At 63.2% G+C, this 17,593-nt stretch carries 12 protein-coding genes; 6 read left to right on the top strand and 6 right to left on the bottom strand.

Annotation, left to right across the window (positions count from 1 at the left end; translation table 11 throughout):
* Positions 1–215: 215 nt before the first annotated feature.
* Positions 216–845 carry a hypothetical protein gene (locus KA354_17605; protein MBP7936458.1) on the bottom strand — a complete coding sequence of 210 codons (630 nt, stop codon included), beginning with the start codon at positions 843–845 and terminating at the stop codon, positions 216–218.
* A 132-nt stretch (positions 846–977) separates the two neighbouring features.
* Here KA354_17605 and KA354_17600 point away from each other — a divergent pair, with 132 nt between their 5' ends.
* Positions 978–1,334: a hypothetical protein gene (locus KA354_17600; GenBank protein MBP7936457.1), complete on the top strand. Its 357-nt coding sequence runs from the start codon at positions 978–980 to the stop codon at positions 1,332–1,334.
* A gap of 337 nt (positions 1,335–1,671) precedes the next feature.
* Here KA354_17600 and KA354_17595 read toward each other — a convergent pair whose 3' ends face one another.
* Together KA354_17595 and KA354_17590 are read right to left on the bottom strand one after the other, a co-directional pair.
* Positions 1,672–3,636, bottom strand: a complete 1,965-nt coding sequence (locus tag KA354_17595) for a hypothetical protein (GenBank protein MBP7936456.1) — start codon at positions 3,634–3,636, stop codon at positions 1,672–1,674.
* A 619-nt stretch (positions 3,637–4,255) separates the two neighbouring features.
* Positions 4,256–5,287, bottom strand: a complete 1,032-nt coding sequence (locus tag KA354_17590) for a sugar phosphate isomerase/epimerase (protein MBP7936455.1) — start codon at positions 5,285–5,287, stop codon at positions 4,256–4,258.
* A 263-nt stretch (positions 5,288–5,550) separates the two neighbouring features.
* Here KA354_17590 and KA354_17585 point away from each other — a divergent pair, with 263 nt between their 5' ends.
* Positions 5,551–5,838, top strand: coding sequence for a DUF123 domain-containing protein (locus KA354_17585; protein MBP7936454.1), 288 nt, complete (start codon positions 5,551–5,553; stop codon positions 5,836–5,838).
* Positions 5,839–5,957: 119 nt separating this feature from the next.
* A complete protein-coding gene (locus tag KA354_17580; GenBank protein MBP7936453.1) occupies positions 5,958–8,069 on the top strand; it encodes a DUF5060 domain-containing protein in 2,112 nt (703 codons plus the stop codon).
* A gap of 166 nt (positions 8,070–8,235) precedes the next feature.
* On the opposite strand, the gene KA354_17575 is transcribed toward KA354_17580, so the two are convergent.
* On the bottom strand, positions 8,236–9,423 hold the full coding sequence (locus KA354_17575) for an SUMF1/EgtB/PvdO family nonheme iron enzyme (GenBank protein MBP7936452.1): 1,188 nt from the start codon (positions 9,421–9,423) through the stop codon (positions 8,236–8,238).
* Positions 9,424–9,596: 173 nt separating this feature from the next.
* Between KA354_17575 and KA354_17570 the strand changes: the two genes are divergently transcribed.
* The 3 genes from KA354_17570 (at position 9,597) to KA354_17560 (ending at position 13,215) form a co-directional block, all read left to right on the top strand.
* The gene (locus tag KA354_17570; GenBank protein ID MBP7936451.1) at positions 9,597–9,911 is read left to right on the top strand and encodes a hypothetical protein; all 315 of its coding nucleotides are present in this window, start codon (positions 9,597–9,599) and stop codon (positions 9,909–9,911) included.
* A 468-nt stretch (positions 9,912–10,379) separates the two neighbouring features.
* Positions 10,380–11,450: a hypothetical protein gene (locus KA354_17565; GenBank protein MBP7936450.1), complete on the top strand. Its 1,071-nt coding sequence runs from the start codon at positions 10,380–10,382 to the stop codon at positions 11,448–11,450.
* A 331-nt stretch (positions 11,451–11,781) separates the two neighbouring features.
* Entirely contained in the window at positions 11,782–13,215 is a 1,434-nt protein-coding gene (locus KA354_17560; protein MBP7936449.1) for a hypothetical protein, read from the top strand.
* A gap of 349 nt (positions 13,216–13,564) precedes the next feature.
* Here the strand turns inward: KA354_17560 and KA354_17555 are convergent, their stop codons facing one another.
* Both KA354_17555 and KA354_17550 read right to left on the bottom strand, forming a co-directional pair.
* Entirely contained in the window at positions 13,565–16,003 is a 2,439-nt protein-coding gene (locus KA354_17555; protein MBP7936448.1) for a hypothetical protein, read from the bottom strand.
* A gap of 133 nt (positions 16,004–16,136) precedes the next feature.
* Entirely contained in the window at positions 16,137–17,486 is a 1,350-nt protein-coding gene (locus tag KA354_17550; GenBank protein ID MBP7936447.1) for an alpha/beta fold hydrolase, read from the bottom strand.
* Positions 17,487–17,593 lie beyond the last annotated feature (107 nt).

Here is a 17,593-nt window from a genome sequence, read left to right as displayed (position 1 = left end):
GCACTCAGTGTGCAAGTCCAATGAGGCTTAACGCTTAGAGGGCGTGGAGCCTCATTGCGATCCACCCTGCCGGCCAAGCCTTACTCCGGTTAAACAAAACAAAGCAAGGCTGTGCCGGCCGGCCCAACGGAACGGGCAACGGGTCCGGGCGCTCAACTCCCTAGCCCGGGACGACACAGCCTTGCTGGAGGCGACGGATGGGGCGCATTCAGTATTCAAAAGTAGACACTGAGTTTCAGTTTAACCTCCTTGAAGAACTCGCCGGTCGTGTTGGGTGGAAGCGGGTAGTCCGTCCTGTAATCGCGAAGATAGTCGTACCCAAAGTCGCTTTGGAAACCTGACTCCGAGAAGGAGCCCCACGTATCTCGGACCGTCTGCTCGCGCAGCAGATTCACGCACCCATCGGTGATTCGGTAGGGCTGCGGGACCTCACTGCCATCGGGTAGCCCGATACCGGGGACGTCAAAGATCGGCTCATCCTGTCTGCAGGTGATTTCGGCGGTGATCTTGACTGTCCATTCCCGGTCATCGTAATCGGTATACAGCGTGTCCCCGCATCCCTGCACCGGCACGGCCGACACAGTGGTGAGGTGCCGCGTTTGACGCACCTTCGCAGTTCCCTCCAGCAAGCGTGACCCTGACTCGGCTGCAAGATCGAATTCGATGTGCGTGCGGGCGTCGCGAGTGGCCAGGGAGTCAGTCGAGTTGGGATTGCTGGCAAGCAGATTGACAACGACGTTTTCGACCTCGTCGATCGTTCCGGTCAGCGTCGCGACTTTATAGAGGCAAGGACTGTCGTCGGAGGCAGGCATGTTGGAGTAGCATGTCAATCCGGCCGTGGCCATGATCAGGAGACCTGCCGATGCCGTTCCTGTGGATCCTGCTTCGATCCTACGGTGACGTTTCAGCGTTGTGAGGGCTGCGGCGGCAAGCCACAACGCATGGTCCGGCGCTAGTGCGGCCATTGCGGCCAGGATGTGGCTTCACAGTTTCTGTTCGACGGCCTGGTCTTCGATGCCGAGTACTTCCGGCAGAAGATGGCTGAAAGCCGGGAGCGTAAGCGCGAGCTCCGAGAGCGGGTCCGGCAGATGCTGGCCCAAAACCGGTCACCGGCCATCCAGCCGGAAGCCGTGGATTTGGCCGCGATGCCAGATCTACTGGAAGCACTCGATGGCCTGGTGCAAGCAGAGACCGGCGGCTTTGACGCGCCTTTGCCGCCAGCCTTCAGCCTGAACCGCTACCAGGGCCACGTACAAGCCCATATCCGGTCGTTCCCGATGGGTTTCGATCAGATACCACCCCTCAGTGAAAACACCCGCCTGGACCGAATCTGAACTAAGAGCTTTTGCGTCGGCTTCGCGACGCAAAAGCTCTTAGTTCATTCGATGACCTGGGATGCCTCGCAGTGCCTAAGTGTTCTTGGCTAGAGGATTTAGAGTTGCCGGTCAAATCACCGCCTCCAGCCCCCGCAGTGCCGGCAAATGACGTGCCGGGTAAGGGGATGTCGCCAGCGTGTACAACAGGGCGTACAACGGGATGGTGATCATCCTCAGGTGTTGCATGGGCAGTCTCCACGCCCGGCGTGCCTAGTACCTTCGGCAGGCTGTTGACTGCGCCCGGCGTATCCAGCAAGTAGCGTTCAGCGGCGTCCTCCGGCTGACCACTTCACGATCACTTCGCGCAGTCCGGGTCGGCCGGTTTTCCGGTTCCGCTGTAACACCGCTGGAAGATGCCGAAATCGGACTGGTCCACGTCACCGTCACGATCGAGGTCGGCCTTGGCGCAGTCGCCCATATAGGCAATGGCAGGACCCGACGTGCAGGCCTCAAACGGAATGAAGTCATCACCGTCGACGTCCCCATCGCAGTCCGAATCGAATGACAGCGGCGATCGCCACGGCCGAGCGGCGATTCGTGCCTGGGCGGCGGCGAGCATCTCCGGCCAGGAGGCATCATCGATCGGGAAGCCGTACCGGCCGGCAAACAGGCTGCGCAGGTCTTCGCCGACCGATGCGCTTACTGCCGCGACGAACCAGGTGGCCTGCTTCGCCTCGCCGTCGATGACGCACGGGAGCGGCTGGTCGGTCGGCGTGAAGGTGCTGAACAGCTCGTACCAGACGCGGGGGCCGTAGGCATCGAACAACTCGCAGAGGATGCCGTCGAGCACGTTGGCGTCAAATGCCGCGTAATTGGCTCCTGCGACGCGGTAGTCGGACAGCATTTGCCGGAAAAAGCCCATGTAACCTCCGAGGTGGGCGTCGATATCGCTGACCGCGAGCGACCCCAGACCCGCCGGACAGGAGACGATGGAGTGATGGACCCACATGGCCGCCAGTGATGCCAGGCCCTCGCTGTATGTGGTATTGTGCGCCGGTGATGGCCCGGAGCAGAACTGGCCGAAGCTCCAGGACGACCACGTGAAGTTGTGACCCACCTCATGGAAGATGACGAACCACTGCGGCGTGCGATGCTCGGGGGCGTTGATGATGTAGCAACTGTTGTGCTCGGTCTTGCCCCAGAACCAGCCCAGGCGCATCGGGTTGCCGCTGATGCCGCAGGGCGTGGTGGGTTCATGATCGGAGACTTCGAGGATGAAGTACTGCACGCCCCCGTTGAATGGCCGCACGTCGGTCAGCGTCCGCTCTGCGACGTAGGCCCGCTCGGTCGCCTCCGGAACCTGGTAGGCAGTGGTGATCGCGTCGAGGTCCACGCCCTGGATGGTTGACGGCAGGTAGAACGCGATGTGCTCGGCCGGATACATCTGGTAGGAGAGGCCCAGGTCGGTAAACGTGCTGCGGACGACAGCGGCGTTGTCGGATGGCACGCCGTCGGCGGAGACCTGGACGTAGGACATGTGGTGCTCCGGCGTCGGGAACGTGTGGATCGTGGCAATGCCCGCGGCGTCGACGGTCGCCGTGGCTTCGTCCGAGCTGGTAAACGCGAGATGATAGTCCTCACTGGGAAGGAGGTTTCCGGCGGCGTCGCGGATCTCCACCGTCAATTGGCCCGTTGCCGGCCCTGTTGGGCATAGCGGCAGAAAGGGCGTCACGATGGTGACGTGGGCTGGTGGGGCAAACGGCAATACGCTCGCGAGGGCGGTGTCTGTCTCGTGGTTGGCTGAGACGCATACGTTGGCGATGGCAAGGCAGGCGTCGCAGCTCCAGCGAAACGCGGCTGGGTTGCCGATTTGCCCGAGCCCGATCGTGATCTGGATCCGGTTCCCCAGGACGGCCAGAGTGCCCAGCCCACCGCCCGGGACCGTTCCAGTCACATCTACGAATCCGCCCCCGTACATCCCGCTGATGACCGCGCGCACGTTGAACTCGCTGCCGAGGTTCTGGTGCGGCTGGCCGGTAAGGGGATTGTCGTCGGTGTCTACGAGCCAGATAAAGGTAAGGTGATCTTCCGGTTCAGCCAGGCTCGGGGGGATCTCGCCCCGAGTCTCTATCACGAAAGTCAACAGGCCGCCATCCTGCTCAACCCAAGCCGAAAGGATATCCACGTAGGCCACCTCGGCCGGCTGCTCCGGATCAGCGAGCTGGCCGATAACCTGCCCGCCGCTCACCGCAGGCGCGAATGCAAGAATGATTGACGACGCCCACATGTGCCGCACATCTGCTCGGATCAGGCTTGACATGCTTCTATCCCTGATATGTGCCGGGTGACGCTGCCGAACAGCCCGCGATCACGGCGCGTTCGCGCTTGGCGCGGTCCCCGGCCTGGCCGCTGGCGCCGATCAGTCCAGCCAGCATTATCGGGTGTGTGCCGGATGAACCGGCCCGGCTACACCGCCGGGCCATTTGCGATCCATTGTACAGCACCACCTCGCCTCGCGCCTAAGAATTTCTTCGGCATCGAGGCCTTGTCTGACCTCTCCTGCGCCGGCAACAGACGTTCCTCGACCAGCCCGGAAAAGCCATGTTCCTCCAATTGGCCCCTGATTGCCCCTCGGACTATCGGACGGGGGAAGAGCCTGAGGCGCCCGTCCGGTCATTCCTGAGGCGTCAAGCCAACCGCAACCGCGATTCGTTCGCTGTACTTCCGGATGTCGGTGAGGTCGGGCGCGTGAATTGACAAGCGTCGCGAGTCGCCTTTTTTCGAGTAATCCGCCCAGCAGCCCGCGACGGGAAGCGGCTTCGGAGTCCGCTGTTGTTTGGAGTTCTCAGCGGTTTTCCCAGGTTGCCCTTCATGTTGCCGGTCCCGAGTTCCTCGCTGCCGAGCCTGGTTTCTCCCGCACCGGCCGTAACGGTACGATTTCACTTTTCTTGAGGAGAAGACGTGGCGCGGGCCAGCTTATCCCGCAGGAAGGCTACACACCCGGGTACCTGTGCTTCGCTCAGACCATGCAGCAAGAGCGGGCCCCGGAATCGGTAGCGATGCAGCAGGGAGACGTACCGATCGTAGTTCAATTTGCCTTGGCCGGCCGGGAGGTGGCCGGCGTCCCCATCGTGATCCAGATCCTTGGCGTGCGCCAGCACGATGTCCTTGCCCACCAGCGCGAATGCTCCGTCGAGCATCTCGTTCATTCGCGGCAGTTCGCCGGCATGAAACAGGTTTGCGGGGTCGATCGTGACTTTGAGGAACGGGGACCCGATTTCATCCAGGAGTCGCCGCGCCTTCTGCGCCGAGTCCACGACGTTGTTGACCTCCGGCTCGAAGGCCAAGGTAACGCGCGTCTGCCGGGCGAAGTCCGTCGCTTTGCGCAGGCAGGCGACCAGGTCCTTCCAGGCAGCCGGCGAGTCATTGTCCGAATGACGCCGCCACATGTTTTCACGGTCGCGCGTGCCAGTGCAGATGTGGATCCTCGATGTGCCCATTTCGGCACAGGCCTCAGCCAAGACCCGGAGCTGTCTGAGACCCCTCCGACGATGCTCGGCATCCGGGTGACTCATGTTGAACGTTCCCTGCGCGGCGGCGATCGTAATCCCGCGGATCTTCGCCTCACGACGGATGTGGGCGGCGACTGCGGTTGGGATTTCCTCGGGCATGTCGGACAGGCCGGCGCTGTCTAGGCTGAGCTGAACGCAGTCAAGTCCAGAGTCCTTGACGGCATCCAGACGCGCCTCCAGGGTCCCGCGGCCGAAGGTTCCCAGCAGGATTCCCACCTGGATCAACGGCGCTTGCTGTGGGTCCTGACCATCGCGGCTGGTGGGCTGCGTAGCGGCGGGTGTGGTCTTGGTATCCGCCCGAAGGCCTTGCCGGCCTGTTACCCCTAGCGCCAAGGCTGTGGCCAGTGCAGAGCTCTTCAGGAGTTCACGACGCTTCAGTTGCCTGACAGGGCCGTTCATGGACGTCAGTGTATCAAGAAGCCGAGCCTCATGTCCACAATAACCACTGATCCATCGTCATCTCACCTCTTTTCCTGCCACAGACAGATAAACCAGCACACGAGCCCGCCGAACGCAAAGCAGTCCAAGAAGCATGGCCGGCGAGAGCACGTGGTGGGATTGGCTGGTGGAGTGGCTGTAAGACGGTGCGGCATCGCTGCTTGTTCGCATCTCCCCGTCGTTCTACCCTGATAGCCATGGCCGTGATCCCCGGAACTTAGCAGCTGTTGATCAGGCTGCGAAGCGCGGCGTCCATTTGCGTCGGGAGGCTTGGTCTGTGCCGGTTCCCGGCTGGCTGGTACGTATACACAGGCTCGGCCAGGAACGGACCGACTCAAAGGGTCGGGTGGCACCTACGTCACGACAAACTCAAGCATTGGCACATCGACTACCTGTTGGCGATCGCGGACAGGGTGGAGGCGTTCGTGTTGCCAGGGACGGTGGTGACGACGTTTATGGAAGCGCGTGCGCAAGCTGCTGCGCGCGACCGGGAATGTCCCCCACGGAGCTGATCGTGATCACCATCACAGCGACACCCCATCTTGGTTGTTGTTGATTTAAGGGACGAGAAGGATAGACTTTTGAGGATCAGACCATCCGTCAGAAGCGAGATTGTGGCCGAGGGAGACGCATGATGTCAGCGCTAATCGCCACCGGGCTGACCGTGATTCTGGCACTCGCCGGCGCCGACAAGCGCGACATCGAGGTAGAACTGAGTGCCGAGCAAGTCCCGCGCTTTACCAAGCTCGAGATGACTCTGAACGCCCAGTCCGCGGGCCATAACCCCTACGATCCCGCCGAGGTGGATTTCCAGATCGCCATCAAGTCACCGTCGGGCCGGAAGCTATCTGTGCCGGCTTTCTGTTACCAGGATTTCGAGCGGCGGCCCTTGAGCCGGGGTGGAGCCAGCCGCGAGTGGCTGTACCCGGTGGGACAGTCCGAATGGAAGGCACGCTTTGCTCCCACCGAGGTGGGCACGCACACGTGCACCGCCGTACTCAAGGATGCGGCTGGCACGGTGCAGTCGGCGGCCTTTCGATTCGAGTGCACGGCTTCAAAGAAGGAAGGTTACATCCGGGTCTCGAGCCGGGATCGGCGCTATCTGGAGTTTGAGGACGGCACGCCGTTCTTCATCGTTGGCCAGAACGTTGCGTTTGTACACAACGGCTACCAGGCCATCGAGAAGATCCGCAGGCTGGGTGAGCATGGGGCCAATTTCGCCCGAGTATGGGCCTGTGCCGAGGATTGGGCCATGGCCATCGAGGCCCGCAAGAGCGCCTGGGGCCGATCGTGGGACTGGGTTCCTCCGATTGTGGCTACCCCAGGTCGGGACGGGTACCACTCGTCGAAGCTGTGCGTGAAGATCAGCGGCGAGGCCGGGGTGCGCGCAAGGGTGTCGCCGGCGCACCCGGTGGGCCTGCGACCGGCAACGGGCTACGTGCTGGCCGGCCGGATGCGGGCTGACGACGGAGTCGGCGTGGCGTTGACTTTGGGGGGAGACCAAGTCATCGCCGGCAAGCCGCAGTGGGCGCCCTTCAAGCGGGAGTTCACATCGGGATCCGACCAGTGGTGGTTGGGCGATGTCGACCTGCGGTTGACGGCCAAAGGTGCAGCCTGGATCAGCGACTTGTCTTTGCGTGAGGTCGGCGGCGGGCCGGAGCTGCTCGGAGAAGCAGACGTAAACCGCCCCGTGCTTGGATTCTATAACCAGGCTGATTGCTTCCTGCTGGACCAGGTTGTGGAAGCGGCGGAGCAAGCAGGTGTCTATCTCCAGTTAACCTTGCTGACGCGCAATCTCTACATGCCCATGCTCACCAAAGCCGGTTCGGCGGAGTACGCCGAGGCTATTCGATACGGCCAGCGTCTCATTCGCTACTGCGCCGCGCGTTGGGCTTACTCGACGCATGTGGCCGTCTGGGAGTACTTCAACGAGATGGACCCAGGCTTGCCCACCGAAAACTTCTATGAAGAGCTGGGCCGGGCGTTCGAAGCAGTCGACATCAACCGGCACTTGCGGGCCAGCAGCACGTGGTCGTCGCCGTCCAAAGACTACCGGCATCCGCAACTGGACACCGCCGACATGCACTACTACCTGCGGTCGGCCAACGGAGAAATCTGGAAAAATGAGGTAGCGTCGATCCTGGCCCGGCGGGATATCCTTCGGCAGAACGTCACCAACAAGCCCGCACTGCTCAGCGAGTTCGGTATGACGGATAACCAGTGGCAGCACGCCCCTGAGTTGGACCAAGACACCGAGTACATCCACCTGCACAATACTCTCTGGGCTTCCGTGATGAGCGGTCTGGCCGGTACCGCGTGCCACTGGTTCTGGGACGACATCCATCAACGCGACTTGTACCGCCATTACCTGCCGATCAGCCAATTTGTGTCCGACGTTCCGTGGACGACTGGACATCTGCGGGACACGTCTGCCACGTGCGACGGTGGCGTTCAGGTGGTTGGTCTTCAAGGTGTGCGGGGGGCGTACCTTTGGCTGCACGACAAGCGAGCCACGTGGTGGAACATCGCCATCGAGAAGCACAAGCCCGAGGAGATCAGCGGGGCGTTGTTGAGCATTGATGGCCTTCCTTCGGACACCTATCGGGTCGAGTGGTGGGATACGTCTGAGGGCAAAGTCACCCGGCGTGAATCAGCCAGGCCGACCGGGAACCGAATTGAACTCGACGTGCCGACGTTCGCGGGTGACATCGCCTGCAAGATCGTCAGGAACGGCAGGCAGTAGGCTGGCTTCGGACCTTCCGATAGTCGGAGACCACCGAAGCAGTGGCGAAAGTAAGGCGTCGGGGCCAGGTGGGGCTGATGGCCTGGTCGACGACACTATCACAGTTGGCGTCCAGGTCTTCCCCGTGAGGCCCGGCGGCGATGGCCAAGCAATCAGAACCGGTACTTCAGTTCGCGCAGTTCGGATCGGCAGGCACGTTCGACCCACTGAAACACCGCTGGAAGATGCCAAAGTCGGACTGGTCGACGTCACCATCCTTGTCCAGATCGGTTCTCTGGCAGGTAACCTCGTTCAAAGGAATGGCCGGTCCCGAGCTACACCGCAAGAGCAACTCAGAATCAGCGGTGTCAACATCGCTGTCGCCGTCGAAGTCCCCGGGGCCAGGAATCGCGACAACGCGGAACCCAATGCTGTTGTCCTCGACCGCTGGACTGCGCCAGCTGCGATACGACGCGAGCAGGTAGTAGTCGCTGGTGTAAAACGCCCCACCCCGCCAGCCGCGATACGCGTACGTGGCATCTTGGGACACAATGGCTTCATTCCACTCCCACACGTTGCCGCCCTGGTCAAACGTACCGTGCGGACTTTCGGAGTTCTGGAATTCGCCGGCGACCGTGGTGTACTTGCCCGAATCGATGGGGTACGGACCGCTGCCAGTATGCTGGTTGGCGTTGTTGCCGGAGGCATCGGTCATATCTCGCCCCGGGGCCGTGTCGCTGCTTGTCGCGTAGTCCCAATACCCCGCATTGGTCGCTCCGCCCTTGTAGTGCGCCGCCTTGTACCACTCATCCTCGCTGGTCACAGCCCACTTCCACCCGACGTTCCGCTGGATCGTCCGGCCGTCGAGACCGTTGTACCCACTGAGCGTATAGGCCCCCGTCTCCGTCGTGCCCGGGCCCTGAGCGCCCGTTGGCTGGTCGTTGTGCAGCCAGTTGGCAAACCGGCAGGCGTCCCAGAAGCTCACATAGTTCACCGGCCGGTTGGCGAAGTCGGCCGCTACCGAGTAGATGTACGGGTTGCTCACGGTTCCCCCCCCGCTTCGCGTGATCCCGCTGCCATTATCGAGCCGTGACATGCTCGGGTTGTATAGCCAGTAGGTGTCCGCCCCGGCGACTGCATTCAGAAACGCCGTATACTGACCAGCCGTGACCTCATACTTGCCGATGCGGTAGTCGTAGGCCACCGCACCACAGATGCGATCGGGGCCGTAGCCGCCGGCACCAGCACCCGACCGCTCCCCCACGTTGCCCGGATTCCCCACGGGGACAATCTCGATACTCAGCCCTGCAGCAGAGCTCACGGCCAGACCGAAGACAGCCAGACAGCACGATGCCGTTGCGCGGAGTGTTTTCATGTTCCGCCTCCTCAGTGCGATATGCTTCCGGTGCGGGTTGATCTTCCCCCACACTGCGATGATCGTCTTGGCCGGAATCTCCGGAACCGCTGATGGAGCTCTGTCCTCGGCTGACCTCGTACTCAGCATACCGTATTCCGGCATGACGCGCATGCCCAAAAAGCCAGATTGCAGTGGGAGCGGAACAGATTCGCAGACTGGCGGGAGCCGCCGGTGGCGGGCTGCTGTCCTTCAAGTGCGGCGGGACCATGGAGATCATCGCCTTCATCGAGGCCCACCAGGACGAAACTATCCGCATGGTCCTCGAACACTGCGGACTGTGGCAAGACCCGCCGCCCCGGGCACCGCCTCGGCCCTCGCCGCCATGCCGGCCGGTTCGGTCGAGCCCCGCCTCGGAGCCGGGAATCACCCACGAGGTCGATCCCGAGTTTCTGGAGCACCTCCGCCGCGAGGCGAGCGAGCAGCCCGAACTGGCCTGGGAAGCGTGATCCCGTGCGGGACATTCTCGATTTCGTTCTTGAACGGGCCGGAATCAAGGGGTATGGTGGGCCCATGTTGCCCGTGGACGGTCCACGAGCGCCCGGAACGCCGGGCTGACTCTGCGACATGGGCCCAAAGTGTCCAACCGCCGGTGGGAGCGGACACCCTGAAGGGCTGGCATGAATCCCCAGACGACCCCCGCCCACCAAACCTTCCCCCGGGGCCACGCCGTCGCTCCTCGCGGAATCAAGTCTCCTCTCAGTCTATCAGCGATTGCTTCGCCCTGGATATCGAGAGCGGTACGGCGCTGGTTCGCGGCTGCGCTTTTCGGTAGAACCTCCAGCAGATCCGCCTCGGCGAGGCCGTCTCCCGCGCGGTGATTACCGGCAGTGTTTTCGCCGGAGAGCAGCGGATCGTCAACAACTCCAATGGTCGGGTGGAGATCGGAATGAATGTCGGGGAAAGGTGAGGACGGAATGAACTCGTATAACCGACTCGTGGAAAGGTGGAGATGGCTCAGTCTTTTTCTGGGTGTCGCGGCGACGGCAGGTTGCTCGGCCGCGCCGGCGGAAATGAAGTTTACCGGAGGCGACCTCCAGGCGATTCTGGACAGGGCGCCAAAAGACGCGATTGTGGTGTGTGAACAAACGGAGCCGATCCCCGTCGCACGAACCCTTCGGATCGAGCGGCCAATGACGCTGAAGGGCTTGAAGGCCGTCCTTCCGGAGCGACTCGGAGACACGATCCTGCTGTCGGTTGAGGCCGGGGGCGTCACGCTCCGCGACCTGGAGTTGCGGGGCAACTACGATACAGTGGATCAGAAAAACCGCGCGCCGCTGATTCATGTCAAGGCAGGACCCTTTCGGATTGAACGGTGCAGGTTCTTCGACGCCAGCAAAGACGGCGTCATGATCACGCCGGACGATGGGACCGGCGATATCGTCGGCGGGGTCGTCCGCGAGATCGAGGGGATCCGCATGGGGCGAGACGTGGTGTCCATCAGCGGGGGCAACGGCGGCCAACGGGTCCGGGATGTTACGGTGGAGACTGTCCGGCTGAAGACAGGATTCTACCGGGGTGCTGTCGAGGTCAGCGACGGCACCGACAACATCACGGTTCGGCATGTGGTTGCCGAGGATGCGGTGTATGCCCTGGATGTTCAGGACCACGGCGCCCGGCAGGAGGGAAAACCAGCGCCCTGCGCGCCCAACACGAACATCACCGCCGAAGACATTGAGGCAGTCCACTGCAAGCACCTGATCCGGACCTCGAATCATCCCCTGGGACATGCCGGGCTGGTGTTGCGGAACCTGCGGGCAAAGCACTGCGCAGAACCCGTTCGGATCTCGAACACCAAAGAAGTTCGAATCCAGGGCTTGACGATTGTCAATGACCCGGAATTGAAGAAGACGCCGATTTTGATCCGAAACTGTGAGGATACGGAAGTTCGGAATGTCACGATCACGGGGCTTCGGGAGGGAGTCGAGCCGATCCTTGGTCAGGAGATGAAGAACTTCCGGATCGACGGGATTCAACGGAACAAATGAAATCGAATCGCGCGGGAGCATGCAGGGATCAGGTAAGGGATCGCGATCCAGCCGAAGCTGTTGATCGTTGTCTTCGAGACCGTCCGCACACGATTAGCCCCCGATCTGTTCTCCGCCGGGCCGTGGTCCAGTCCCGGGCGAAACTGACTCCCCGGAAAGACCCGCCCCCTCCACCTCCGGGACCGCGCCGCCGCCCCTCGCGGAATCGATTTCCTATCCGTATCAGTATCAGTTAGTATCGGTTGCTCCGGGCGGTCCTCTCGGACAGCGTGTCCGTGCCGCCCGGGCTGCGATTTCACGCCGTACATGGCCGAAAGGCGAAGAGGTTCCGATGTGTGACCAATGCACGAGACGGACGTTCCTGGGGACGGGTGTGGCGGCTGGCGGGCTGATGCTCGCAGGAGCGGCTTGGAGGCACGCCTGGGCCTCCGAATCGCCTCCCGGGCCCTCGGGCAAGGCACGGCTCTGCGTCATCTTCACCGGCTCGCCGGGACCGAACGACCGAGGGTGGAACACCGATCCGCCGCACTTCGAGGCCATGAAGGCCCGTCTGGCCGAGGCGGAGAAGAAGCTGGGGAACGTCGAGCTGGCGATCGGTCAGTCGAACAGCGTCGAGGAGACCGCGGCCCTGCTCAAGGCCGCAGGGCCCGGCGCACCGGTGCTCGCCATCAACCTGAGCTGCTTCGCCCTGACCAGGGTCGTGGGCCCGATCCTTGAAGGGAACCACCCGATGGTCGTCTACTCCCTGCCGGCGAGCGGCCACGACTGGATGTATCCTCACCGCTGGCAGCGCCGGGGTCGCCCGGTCACCCTCATGCCCACGAGCGACTACGGTGACCTCGAGCGTGCCCTCCGCCTCCTGAGGGTGATCCCCTTGCTGCAGCAGACCCGCATCCTGCTCTTCCCGCCCGCCCAGGGGACGGAGCCCGCCCGATCGCCGGACGAGGTCAAGAAGCGCCTGGGTGCCGAGGTTGTGGCCGTCGACGAGAAGACCTTCAGCGACCTGATCGCCTCCGCCGATGGCAAGGCGGTCCAGGACGAGGCCGCACGCTGGACCGGGGAGGCGAAGGCCGTCTTCGAGCCCAACAAGGAGGACATCGACAAGGCGGCCCGCGTGAGCGTGGCTCTCCAGGACCTGATGCGGCAGCAGCGGGCCCAAGGGCTGGCCATCGGCACGTGCATGGGCTGGTTGCCGAAGGGGTTCCCCTGCCTGGGATTCACGCGCCTCCGCGACTCGGGCATCCCGGCCGCCTGCGAGGGGGACATGGACTCGCTGCTGACCATGCTCCTCTTTCAGTACGCCTTCGATCGCCCCGGGTTCCAGGGCAACGCGACCTTCGACACCTCGCGTAACGTCCTGTGGACCGCCCACTGCACCGCGCCGCTGATGATGGACGGCGCGGCCGGGAGGCCGGCTCCTTACCTGCTCCGCGGGCACTCGGAGGTGGGGGGCAGCGGCTGCGTGCCCGAGGTCCAGTACCGCATCGGCGAGACAATCACCCGTTCCAAATTCGTCCGGCTGGATACCATCCTCGCCTCGACCGGCAAGATCATCGAGGTGCCGGAGAAGTCGGTTCACGCCTGCCGTACCCAGATCGTCACGGAGGTGCGCGACGCGGCGAAGATGGCCGCCAACTGGAGCAGCGTCCTCGAGACCGAGGATGCCATGACGCTGTTGCACCGGGTGGTGATTTACGGCGACCACATGGACAGCCTTCGCCACCTCGCCCGGCTCATGAGCCTGGACATCGTCGAGGAGGGATAAGGTGCTTCTCTCGCCGGGAGCGTGGAGGCGATCCGGGCCCTCAGCATCGCTCGCTCAATCCACCCCGGATCGCCTTCAATCGTTAGGCCACGGATGGCCGGTTTCGCCTATTGGAGGCGCCACGTCAACCAGGATCTTCTGGCCGACCCGCTTCTTGCGGCGGCCCTGTCCGCGGAGAATGTCGAAGCTCGGTGCCGGTCAGTCGGGTATCCTTGGAGGTGGCACGCAGCCGAGGGCGGCAGATAAAGGGTCGCAAGCCATTCTCTAAATAGAGGTTTTGTACTACCTGCACGGGGCCCTGGGCAGCGTGGTCGGGCTTGCGTCAAGTACGTCTTTCTTGATCAACTCCTTAATCGTAGATCAGCCAGGTGGTGGCTGTGCAGTCCTTGTCGGTGGCGACGCGCAGCCAGTAGGCCGCAAATCCGGCGGGGAAGTCGTGCTCCACTTTCGCCCCCGCGCCCACCTCGAATGTGCGATAGCTTACCCAATCGCCAGTGCCGGCGATATCCACCTCCACGCACATGGTCACGGTGTCATTGCGATCGTGGGAGAGAGCAAGCCGCTTTCGATCGTAGCCGGTCATCAGATAGGGATCGGAGGGCGCGTTAGCTTTGACGGCGGTGCTTCTCCAGGGGCCGCCCTGTCCGGTGGGCTTGCCGAGCTTCCAGAGGTCATCGACCGCGCCCACCCACACGGCCGCCCGGCCGTCGTCGGAGCGAATAATGTGACGGTTGCCCTGGCCGCCGTCGATCCCGGTCATCACCAGCAGGCCCCGATAGGAGCAGTAGTCGGTGATTTTGCAGTTATGGGTGGCGATGGGCCGGACCTTGGCGAACCCGCCGGCGTTGTCGGCCGGCAGTTCGTAGAATGTGCCGTGGCAGTTGAACAGGTCGCGCTCGGTGACGACTTCGCGATCGATGCGCAGAAGGCCCCGGCCGGTCAGCTCATCGAACGCTGCGTCGCCGCGCGGCAGTCGCCATCGCTGGCCGGCATCGTCGATGCACAGCACAGATGCCGCATCAACACTAAGAATGCCCCCTGGGATGGCGGCGTTCTTCTTGAGCCAATCGTGCGCCGCAGGGTCATCAACGCGACTCAGCTTCATCGAGCCGTCCATTTCGTAGTAGGCGCCGTCGGTTAGCACATTCCCAATCAGCATGGCGGCGGCGAGGTGGAGGGTGCGTCTGTTCTCGCCGCGAGCGCGGAGCAGGCCGGCCGTGAGCTGCCGATCAGAGGCCTTGGCCAGGCCGTCGAAGATGGGGTCAGCTGCCTGTAGACGGCGGTCGACGTTGCTGTACATAAACTGCACCGTCGCCCGGGCGCAGTCGCGGCTTGCTTTGACGCGCACCCACTGGCCCCGTTCGTGCTCGGGGAAATCCAGCCACTCGTAGCCGTTGACGGTCGCGTCGCGCAGCTTCTGCCACCGGCCGTCACCTGCCGCGTCCACCTGAAACTCAAAAGTGACCGGCTCGTCCCCGCCGGTTGCGAGGTGTACCCCGCGTCGATCGAATCCCGCGAAGAGGAACGGGTCTGACCACTCGCCGGCCTGGACAGGCTCGTTCATACATACGGCCCCGCGTCCGAGTGCCGGCCCGAGTTGATCCGGCAACCAGGGCGCGGCGAACCAGAGGTTTGACTGTGACTGGCCGGGCCCGGCGAGGCCCCCTTTGGCCCTGCGCTTGTTGAGGAATTCGGTTTGGGCTGCGTCGTCGCAGCCGAAAACAAGGCGATCGTCCCACCGGCAGAAGTCGCCAATGACCTTGAGATAGGTGGATCGCGGGCGGATTCCGGCGGTGTTGGCCAGAGAGAATGCGCGGGGAAAGCGCCAGAACATCCCGTGCATGGTCATCAGCAGGTCGGGCTCGCCGATGTCGCGAATCCTTGGCCACTCGGTGTTCCAGCCGTGCGCGCCGTCGTAGGTATGGGTTGCCTTGGGAAGGCGGAAGGCGTGCCACGACCCCCCATCCAAGAGCATGAGAATCAGCGAGCGGTGGTCCCAGCCAATAGCCCAGATGGGGTCTTTCTCCGGGTTGGCGTTGCCGTAGATTCCGCCGGGACCGGTTACATCGCAGAACTGGTTGCGGCGGACGACCTTCCATTGGCGGCCGTCCCATTCGGCCAGGCATCCGGAGGGGGTGTCTGGCTTCCTCATTGCGTCGGGCGACAGCTCGCCGTTGTTGGCGTAGACGACGCGCCCCTGGCCCCTGTAGGCCCCCTTGCCGTGATAGCCGGGCAGGAGCGTCCCGGCGTGGCCGCCCTTGTCCTTGTTGGCGTCGGGGTAGAGCTCCTTCACGGCCAGCGTGTTGACGTCCACTTCGTAGAAACCCTCTTCCATGGTGGCGTAGTAGATCTTCCCTGCGGCGTCGGTCAGGTGGCGCATAGTGGCGGTGTGCCGCCCGGGCATAGTCTGATAGGAGATCGCCCGCACATTCCGCTGCCCGTCGATGGCATAGGGCCCGATGAAAAGCTGGTTAGATTCGCGGTGGATCATGCGATTGGCCGGGGTCCCGCCGATGCTCTCGGTCCGGATGACTGCCGACAGGTCGTTGGCGATTTCGTAGAGCTTGTCGGAGGATCCGTTGGGCAGGTGCGGGCCGTAGGTAACCATCCAAAGCTTCCCCGCCCAAGGGACGACCGCGCCGGTGCCACACTCGCCCTGCTCGTTAAAGTACGCCAGGTGGGGGTAGATGCCGGAGAACTGCAGCGAACTGGGGGCGATGGTCTCCGCGCCCGGTGCGACCGCGCTGATCAACAACATCGGCGCCAAGAATCCGGTCAGTTTTCGCATGGTGCGTTTCCAGATGTCCCACGAACGCAGCTAGCCCCCCCCGCGTCTTCCCCCGCGCCACCAGCACGCTAATGAGCGCGTGCCGCAGCGCGTGACAGCCGCAGCGGGCATGGCGGCAGAGGGGTTTGTAGGCTTAACGACTGCCGTTGCCGTCTCGCGTCGTGACACCGCCCGGCTCGACGGACCAGGCCGCGATCAAGTCAATCACCCGCGCATCAACGTGCGTCTCGTCGTTGTACTCGTCCGGGATGGCCTTTATCTCGCCAGTCGCGAAGAGGTGGTTCAAATCCTCGAACAGCTTCAACGTCGCCTTGGGACGCTTGCCGAGCGCCGCTTGCCACAGCTTGAAATCGTCGGTCGTTGACTGGTAATCCCTCCCGCCTTGCACGACCAGGATGCCGCATTTCAATCCCGCCGCCGTCTTTACCGCTACCTCGGCATCGCGCCCGCACAGATCGTACCAGTACGCGGCGGGCGCTGACATCACCTTCTCATCCGGTTTCAGCGTGTGCTTGCGAATGCCCTCCATCTGTTGCCGGACCTGGCCGACATCGGGCGAGCCCAGGTACGTCAGTTGGTCGACGATCACGTCCTCCATCGGTCGAGCCGGGCCGGCAAGCAGCACGGTCCCTGCGACCTTGCCGTCCCTGGCCGCAATCTCCGGCGCTAGAATCGCCCCAACGCTGTGTCCGAGCACGTACACGGGCACGTTCGCCAACTCCGGCTGCGCGCGAAGCACGTTCAGCCCAGCCAGTGCGTCATCCACAACCTCCTCGTCCACCGTGATGCCGCCTTTGAGGGCCAGCTTCGATGCCAGCACCAGTTTGTGTGCATAGGTGCGTTTGTCGTATCGCAGCGTGGCGATGCCTTTCTCGGCCAGGCCCAGGGCCAGATCGCGGAACGGCTTGTTCGGCCCCAGCGTCTCGTCGCGGTCGTTCGGCCCCGACCCATGTACCAGAACGACGCCGCCCTTGGGCTTGCCCGACTTCGGCAGGGTGAGCGTGCCTGGCAACGACCAGGGTGCTTTGCCCACTGTGATGTCCCGTGTCGTCACCTCCGTGTGGAGGTAAGGAGGGCGAACCCCGGCCGATTTCAAAGCGGGCGGCACCACAAACAAGCCAACCACCTTCCGTTGCGAATTGACCACGACCCTCAGCCGGATGCGGCCGTTCACCCATTCGCAGGGCACCAAGACCCACTTGTACACGACCAGGTTGGTTACGGTAGGCGTGCCCACGTTGCGGAACTCGCCCTTCCCCTCGGACATGTTGGTCCAGACTCCCTTCAGGACGTTGTGGTTCATCTGTGCCTTGACGCTGTCGTCAACCATGCCAGCGGCCTCGGCGTACCGGCCTTGAGAGAGGTGCCGCACGAAGGTCATGCCCACCTCGCTGCTCCGGTCCGTGCTTGCCGAGCGGCTTTGGGCAAAGGCTCCAGCGGACAAGCCGAAAACCACGACACATACCAAACTCGGGAATCTCATGGTTGCACCTCTCAAATGACACTCGGGCAGGCGGCCCCCAAGCCGAGCCGATTCGCAAGGTCAGCTGCCTGCGCTCCGGCGAGTGCATCGCCCATGCTCCGATCGTT

This window comes from Phycisphaerae bacterium (assembly GCA_018003015.1).
Taxonomy (GTDB): Bacteria; Planctomycetota; Phycisphaerae; order UBA1845; family PWPN01; genus JAGNEZ01.
Note: the sequence above shows the minus strand (reverse complement) of the source record. Positions and strands in the feature narration are given on the sequence as shown.

Coding starts and splice junctions, on each gene's coding strand:
- KA354_17555 (MBP7936448.1), bottom strand. CDS start 16,003: ATGCGAAAACTGACCGGATTCTTGGCGCCGATGTTGTTGATCAGCGCG.
- KA354_17550 (MBP7936447.1), bottom strand. CDS start 17,486: ATGAGATTCCCGAGTTTGGTATGTGTCGTGGTTTTCGGCTTGTCCGCT.
- KA354_17590 (MBP7936455.1), bottom strand. CDS start 5,287: ATGAACGGCCCTGTCAGGCAACTGAAGCGTCGTGAACTCCTGAAGAGC.
- KA354_17560 (MBP7936449.1), top strand. CDS start 11,782: ATGTGTGACCAATGCACGAGACGGACGTTCCTGGGGACGGGTGTGGCG.
- KA354_17565 (MBP7936450.1), top strand. CDS start 10,380: ATGAACTCGTATAACCGACTCGTGGAAAGGTGGAGATGGCTCAGTCTT.
- KA354_17605 (MBP7936458.1), bottom strand. CDS start 845: ATGGCCACGGCCGGATTGACATGCTACTCCAACATGCCTGCCTCCGAC.
- KA354_17595 (MBP7936456.1), bottom strand. CDS start 3,636: ATGTCAAGCCTGATCCGAGCAGATGTGCGGCACATGTGGGCGTCGTCA.
- KA354_17580 (MBP7936453.1), top strand. CDS start 5,958: ATGATGTCAGCGCTAATCGCCACCGGGCTGACCGTGATTCTGGCACTC.
- KA354_17575 (MBP7936452.1), bottom strand. CDS start 9,423: ATGAAAACACTCCGCGCAACGGCATCGTGCTGTCTGGCTGTCTTCGGT.